Annotated in this window: 6 protein-coding genes; 1 reads left to right on the forward strand and 5 read right to left on the reverse strand. The window is 70.0% G+C overall.

The features are described from left to right. Positions 1-39 precede the first annotated feature (39 nt). Positions 40-2025 carry a cation:proton antiporter gene (locus NF681_18870; protein ID UST54293.1) on the forward strand — a complete coding sequence of 662 codons (1986 nt, stop codon included), beginning with the start codon at positions 40-42 and terminating at the stop codon, positions 2023-2025. Positions 2026-2094: 69 nt separating this feature from the next. Here the strand turns inward: NF681_18870 and mnmE are convergent, their stop codons facing one another. The 5 genes from mnmE to rpmH form a co-directional block, all read right to left on the reverse strand. Beyond that, entirely contained in the window at positions 2095-3558 is a 1464-nt protein-coding gene (gene mnmE, locus NF681_18875; GenBank protein UST54294.1) for a tRNA uridine-5-carboxymethylaminomethyl(34) synthesis GTPase MnmE, read from the reverse strand. 133 nt (positions 3559-3691) lie between these two features. Beyond that, on the reverse strand, positions 3692-5452 hold the full coding sequence (yidC, locus tag NF681_18880) for a membrane protein insertase YidC (GenBank protein ID UST54295.1): 1761 nt from the start codon (positions 5450-5452) through the stop codon (positions 3692-3694). Next, on the reverse strand, positions 5449-5745 hold the full coding sequence (yidD, locus tag NF681_18885; protein ID UST54296.1) for a membrane protein insertion efficiency factor YidD: 297 nt from the start codon (positions 5743-5745) through the stop codon (positions 5449-5451). The genes yidC and yidD overlap by 4 nt, the downstream gene beginning before the upstream one ends. Continuing rightward, complete coding sequence (locus NF681_18890) at positions 5745-6146, reverse strand: ribonuclease P protein component (GenBank protein ID UST54297.1); 402 nt, start codon at positions 6144-6146, stop codon at positions 5745-5747. The genes yidD and NF681_18890 overlap by 1 nt, the downstream gene beginning before the upstream one ends. An 87-nt stretch (positions 6147-6233) precedes the next feature. Beyond that, positions 6234-6368 (reverse strand): 50S ribosomal protein L34, encoded by a 135-nt coding sequence (gene rpmH, locus NF681_18895; protein UST54298.1) that lies wholly within the window; start codon positions 6366-6368, stop codon positions 6234-6236. Positions 6369-6616: the final 248 nt, after the last annotated feature.

Here is a 6616-nt window from a genome sequence, read left to right on the forward strand (position 1 = left end):
CGAAAGATTCTAGGGGTGCCCAGGCCGTAGCATCGGGCGATGTCCTCCCTCGACCTCACGCTGCTCTACCTGCTCGCCGCGGTGATCGGCGTGGTGGCGTGCCGCTTCCTGCGCCTGCCGCCGATGCTCGGCTATCTGTCGGCCGGCATCCTGATCGGGCCCCACGCGCTGGCGCTGGCGCAGAACACCGAGGGCATCCGCCACCTGGGTGAATTCGGCGTGGTGTTCCTGATGTTCGTGATCGGGCTGGAATTCAGCCTGCCCAAGCTGCGCGCGATGCGCCGCCACGTCTTCGGGCTGGGACTGCTGCAGGTGCTGCTGACCATGGGCCTGGCGACGGCGGGGGCGCTGCTGGTCGCCACGCACCTGCCGCCGGCCTGGAACCTCGGCTGGCAGACCGCGCTGGCGCTCTCGGGCGCGCTCACCATGAGCAGCACCGCCATCGTCGTCAAGCTGATGGCCGAGCGCCTGGAGCTCGAGAGCGAGCACGGTCGCCGCGTGATGGGCGTGCTGCTGTTCCAGGACCTGGCGGTGGTGCCGCTGCTGGTGCTGATCCCGGCGCTGGGCGCCCCGCCGGAGGCGCTGCTCAAGGCGCTGTCGGTCGCGCTCGCGAAGGCCGTCTTCCTGGTGGGCGTGCTGCTCTACGGCGGCCCGCGCGTGATGCGCTGGTGGCTCACGCTGGTGGCGCGGCGGCGCAGCGAGGAGCTGTTCATGCTCAACCTGCTGCTGGTCACGCTGGGCCTGGCGTGGCTGACCGAACTCGCCGGGCTCAGCCTGGCGCTGGGCGCCTTCATCGCCGGCATGCTGGTGTCGGAGACCGAATACAAGCACCAGGTGGAGACCGACATCCGGCCCTTCCACGACGTGCTGCTGGGCCTGTTCTTCATCACCATCGGCATGTCGCTCGACTGGCACATCGTCATCGAGCGCTGGCTGCTGGTGGCCGTGCTGCTGGCGCTGCCGCTGGCCTTCAAGCTGCTGCTGGTGACGCTGCTCGCGCGCGGGCTTGGCGCGACGGCGGGCGTGTCGCTGCGCACCGGGCTGTACCTGGCGCAGGCCGGCGAGTTCGGCTTCGTGCTGCTGGCGCTGGCGCAGGACCGCGGCCTGCTGCCGCCCTGGCTGGCCAATCCGGTGCTCGCCTCGATGGTGCTGTCGATGCTGGCGACGCCCTTCATCGTCATGTACAGCAACGCGATCGTGCGCAAGCTGGTCGCGAGCGACTGGATGCAGCAGTCGCTGCAGATGACGAGCATCGCGCGCAAGACCATCAACACCTCGCAGCACGTGATCATCTGCGGCTACGGGCGCTGCGGCCAGAACCTCGCGCGCATCCTGGAGCGCGAGGGCATTCCGTACATGGCGCTCGACCTCGACCCCGACCGCGTGCGGCAGGCCGCCGCGGCGGGCGACTCGGTGGTCTTCGGCGACGCCGCGCGCCTGCAGGCGCTCATGGCCGCCGGCGTGGCGCGCGCCAGCGCGGTGGTGGTGACCTACCTCGACGTGCCCGGCGCGCTGAAGGTGCTGGCCCACACGCGCTCGCACGCGCCGCAGGTGCCGGTGATCGTGCGCACCCAGGACGACCGCGACCTGGAGCAGTTGCAGGCCGCCGGCGCGACCGAGGTCGTGCCGGAGGCCATCGAGGGCTCGCTGATGCTGGCCAGCCATGCCCTGGCGCTGGTCGGCGTGCCCATGCGGCGCGTGATCCGCGTCGTGCAGGACCAGCGCGACGCGCGCTACAACCTGCTGCGCGGCTATTTCCACGGTGCCGACGACGACACGGCCGACGAGCGCGACCACCAGCGCCTCAACAGCTTCACGCTCACCGCCGGCGCGCGCGCCATCGGCCAGACGCTCGGCGCCCTGGCGCTGCCGAAGCTCGACGTGCGGGTGGCGGGCCTGCGCCGCCGCGACGGCACGGCCGCGCCGCCGGACGACGCGGCGACGCTGGACGACGGCGACACGCTGGTCCTCTCGGGCCGGCCGGAGGCGCTGGCCGTGGCGATCGAGCGCCTGCAGAAGGGCTGACGCCCGTGCCCATGCCAGTGCCCGCGGGCGTCGACGCGGCGCACCCGTGCGCACGCGCCTCGCCCGGGGTTACTTGCCGATGCAGAAGCGCGAGAAGATCACGCCGAGCAGTTCGTCGGCGCCGAACTCGCCCGTGATCTCGTTGAGCGCGTTCTGCGCCAGGCGCAGTTCCTCGGCCAGCAGGTCGAGCGCGGGCTGGCGCGCCGCCAGCACGCCGGTGGCGATGTCCAGGTGCGTCGCCACGCGGCCGAGCGCGTGCACGTGCCGCTCGCGCGCGAGGTAGAGGCCCTCGGGCATGGCCTGCCAACCGGCGAGTTCGAGCAGGCGCTGGCGCAGGGTGTCGATGCCCTGGCCGGTCTTCGCCGAGATCGCGATGCCGGTCGAGGCGACCGCCGAAGCCGGGGCCGTGCCGGCGATCGTCCTCGGATCCGCGGCATTCGCGACGATGGCCGTGGCGTCCGGCGCCGCGTCGAGCTTGTTCCAGACGTCGAGCACGGGCACGCCCCCGGGCAGCCGGCCGGCGATGTCGGCGTCCGCGGCGCGCCAGGTCGGCTCGGCGATGCGCGTGAGGTCGTGCAGGAACAGCACCGCGTCGGCGTCGCCGATCTGGCGCCAGGCGCGCTCGACGCCGATGCGCTCGATCTCGTCGGCGCTCTCGCGCAGGCCGGCGGTGTCGGCGACGTGCAGCGGCACGCCCTGGATCTGGATGGTCTGGGACACCACGTCGCGCGTGGTGCCGGCCACCGTGCTGACGATGGCGAGTTCGGCGCCGGCCAGCGCGTTGAGCAGCGAGCTCTTGCCCGCATTGGGCTGGCCGGCGATCACCACGCGGATGCCCTCGCGCAGCAGGGCGCCCTGGCGCGCGCGCGCGCGCACGCCGTCGAGCCGCGTGGCGAGCGCCGCGAGCTGGCCGGCCGCGTCGGCCTGCCGCAGGAAGTCGATGTCCTCTTCGGGAAAGTCGAGCGTGGCCTCGACCAGCATGCGCAGGTGGATGAGCGCCTCGCGCAGGTCGTGGATCTCCTGCGAGAAGGCACCGGCGAGCGAACGGCTGGCGCTGCGCGCGGCGGCCTCGGTGCTCGCGTCGATCAGGTCGGCGATGGCTTCGGCCTGGGCGAGGTCGATCTTGCCGTTCATGAAGGCGCGCCGGCTGAACTCGCCCGGCTCGGCCACGCGCAGGCCGGGCAGCCGGTGCGCACCCGGAACCTGCGCATCGACGGCCTCCGCGGCCGCTTCCAGGCACCGCGCGACCAGCAGCTGCAGCACGACCGGACCGCCGTGCGCCTGCAGTTCCAGCACGTCCTCGCCGGTGAAGGAGTGGGGCGCGGGAAAGTGGAGGGCCAGGCCATGGTCGATCGGCGTGCCGGCCGCGTCGCGGAAGGCGAGGTAGGTGGCTTCGCGCGCCTTGAGCGGGCGGCCGCACAGCGCGTCGATCAGCGGCCCCAGCGCGCGCCCGGAGACCCGCACGATGCCCACGGCCCCACGGCCGGGCGCCGTGGCGATGGCGACGATGGGATCGGCGTGGCGAGCGAGCATGGGTCTGTTCCTTCAATGGGAGGCGCCGCGGCGCCGGCAACGAAAAGGGCCGCTCGCGCGGCCCTTGGCGGGGACATCGACCGCGCGGCGCGCAGACCGCGCCGGCCCGTCGACGACGTTGTTGGCGGCCGGCCTACTTCCCGAGCACGCCCAGGCGCTTGTTGATGAACCACTGCTGCGCGATGGACAGCACGTTGTTGGTGATCCAGTAGAGCACCAGGCCGGCGGGGAAGAAGATGAACATCACGCTGAAGGCGAGCGGCATGATCCACATCAGCTTGGCCTGCATCGGGTCCGGCGGGGTCGGGTTCAGCCAGGTCTGGAACAGCGAGGTCGCGGTCATGACGATCGGCAGGATGAACCACGGATCGGGCGCCGAGAGGTCGCGGATCCAGCCGATCCACGGCGCGTGGCGCATCTCGACCGACGACAGCAGCACCCAGTAGAGCGCGATGAACACCGGGATCTGGATCACGATCGGGAAGCAGCCACCCATCGGGTTGACCTTCTCGTCCTTGTAGATGCGCATCATCTCCTGCTGCATCTCCTGTGGCTTGTCCTTCAGACGCGTGCGCATCTCCATGATCTTCGGGTTGATGGCCTTCATCTTGGCCATGCTGGCGTAGGCCTTGGCGTTGAGCCAGTAGAAGGCCGCCTTGAGCAGCACCACCAAGGCGACGATCGACCAGCCCCAGTTGCCCAGGATGCCGTGGAGCTGGTTGAGCAGCCAGTAGAGGGGCTTGGAGATGATCGTGAAGATGCCGTAGTCCTTGACCAGTTCCAGGCCGGGCGCGAGGGCTTCGAGCTTCTTCTCCTCCTCGGGACCGGCGTAGAGGCTGCTCTCGACGCTCTGGCTCGCCCCGGGCGCGAGCTTGGCCAGCGGCACCACCATGGCCACGGAGAACAGGTTGTTGCCCAGGTCGGCGACGCGGAACTCGCGCCGCAGCGCATCGCTGCCGGGCACGTTGAGCAGCCAGGCCGACACGAAGTAGTGCTGCACCATCGCGACCCAGCCGTTGTTGGCCGGGGCCGGCAGTTCGGCCTTGTTCTTGGTGATGTCGGCGAACGCGACCTTGTGGAATTTCTTCTCGTCGGTGTAGAGCGCCGGTCCGGTGAATGTGTTGGTGCCGAACATGGTGCTGCTGGGCACCGTGCCGTGGCGCACGAACTGCAGATAGAGCTGGGCGTCGAGCGGCTGGGCACTCACGTTGACGACCTGGTGACGCACGCGGATCGCGTAGTCGCCGCGGGTGAACACGTAGGTCTTGACGTACTTCAGGCCGCCCACGGGCTGCGACTCGAAGCCCACCTCCAGCGTGTTCTGGCCCTCGGCCATCTCGCGCGGGCCGGCCACCGGGGTCATCGGCGTCAGGTGGTTGGGGAAACGCTCGCCGCTGTCCACGACGTTGATGAGGCCGGTCTGGGCGACGTAGCGCGTGGTCGACGAACTGTCGTCCATCAGCGTCACGGGCCGGGACGTCGGCGTCACCGGGGTCTGGCCGGTCATGTTGTGGAAGGTGTCGAGGAAACCACCGCTGTGGAATTCGTCGAGGTACTGGCTCAACTGCAGTTCCGACAGGGTGCCGCCCTGGCTGTCGATGACGGCGTTGAACACGTCGGTCTTGACGCGCACCTTCTCGCCGGCCGGCGCGGGCGCCGTCTGGGTCGGCAGTGCCATCGGATTGCCGGGCATCGCGGCGGCACCCGGCACCGCGCCGGTCGATCCGGTGCCCGTCGACGTCGTGGGGGTGCCGGCGGCGGTCTGCGTCTGCACCGGCTTCGACGAAGGCAGGAAGGTGGGCTTGTTGCCGTTGTGGACCTGCCATTGGTCCCACAGCATCACCAGCGAGAAACCAAAGATCACCAGCAGGATGGTGCGGCGTATATCGTTCATGAAGAAGACTTCTTGTCTGAGGAGACGTCGGAGGAGGAGAGAAGGGACGTGAACAGCGATCCACCCGGCGGGCGGGTCCGGCGCCCGGGCACGGGGTCGTGGCCGCCCCGGCACCAGGGCTGGCAACGCACGATGCGCCAGCAGGTCAGGCCGGTGCCGGCGATCGCGCCATGACGTTCCAGGGCTTCGATGGCGTAGACCGAACAGGTCGGCTCGAAGCGACAGGATGCCCCGAGCCATGGGCTCAGCAGCAGCCGGTAGCCCTTGACCAGGGCGATGAGCACGCGTCGCATCACGGACGCCCGGCGCGTGCGCGCTGCAGCAGCTGCTGCAGTTCGGCGCGCACGGCGGCCTTGAGCCGGTCGGAGGTCGCGCTCACGAACTCCTTGCGATCGAAGCCGGCGCGCAGGCGAACCACGTGCGCGGCCTGCGGCAGCGCCGCATCCGGCGCACCGCCCACGGTGTAGATCTGTCGCTTGATGGCATTGCGCGTCACCGCCCGCCGGGCCCAGCGCTTGGGAACCATCGCGCCCAGCCAGGCACCCGGTGCCGGACCGAACAAGGGATCGGCACCGGCAGGCGCGTCGAGCGCGCAGCGATGCAGGGCGAAATGGGGAGTGCGTGCCACCGTGGTTCCGGCCAGGACGGCCTGGAACTGGGCACGGGTCTTGAGCCGGTGCGGGGGTGTCGGCATCGGCGAAGGCAGCGGCGCCGAAGCGGCTGCGGGCGGCGGCAGGTCCTGCAACGTCGCCGCCAGCGTGGGTCGCGAGGTACGGTGCGCTTAGACGGCCAGGCGCTTGCGGCCCTTGGCACGGCGCGCGTTGATGACCGCGCGGCCGCCGCGGGTCTTCATGCGGACGAGGAAACCGTGGGTGCGGGCGCGGCGGACTTTGGAGGCTTGGTAGGTGCGTTTCATGATTCTCTGGGGTGTAGGGTCGAAGAGCGCCCCGAAACACGCAAAGAGTTTTCAGGGAAACCCGCGATTATCACAAAAAAAACGCGAACCGCCAAACCAGGGCGCTCGTGGGTCTTGCCGCCGCCTGCCTGCGGACGGTGTGGATAAGGCTTTGACAAGTTAGAATGCGTGCCGCCTTGACAAGGCAAATATCCACAACACGGCACCCCGAAAAATGACCGAGGGACATCCCCCATCCCAGAGCGCCC

It is taken from the genome of Comamonadaceae bacterium OTU4NAUVB1 (assembly GCA_024372625.1).
Lineage (GTDB): Bacteria > Pseudomonadota > Gammaproteobacteria > Burkholderiales > Burkholderiaceae_C > Variovorax.

Coding starts and splice junctions, on each gene's coding strand:
- NF681_18870 (UST54293.1), top strand. CDS start 40: ATGTCCTCCCTCGACCTCACGCTGCTCTACCTGCTCGCCGCGGTGATC.
- mnmE (UST54294.1), bottom strand. CDS start 3,558: ATGCTCGCTCGCCACGCCGATCCCATCGTCGCCATCGCCACGGCGCCC.
- yidC (UST54295.1), bottom strand. CDS start 5,452: ATGAACGATATACGCCGCACCATCCTGCTGGTGATCTTTGGTTTCTCG.
- yidD (UST54296.1), bottom strand. CDS start 5,745: ATGCGACGCGTGCTCATCGCCCTGGTCAAGGGCTACCGGCTGCTGCTG.
- NF681_18890 (UST54297.1), bottom strand. CDS start 6,146: ATGCCGACACCCCCGCACCGGCTCAAGACCCGTGCCCAGTTCCAGGCC.
- rpmH (UST54298.1), bottom strand. CDS start 6,368: ATGAAACGCACCTACCAAGCCTCCAAAGTCCGCCGCGCCCGCACCCAC.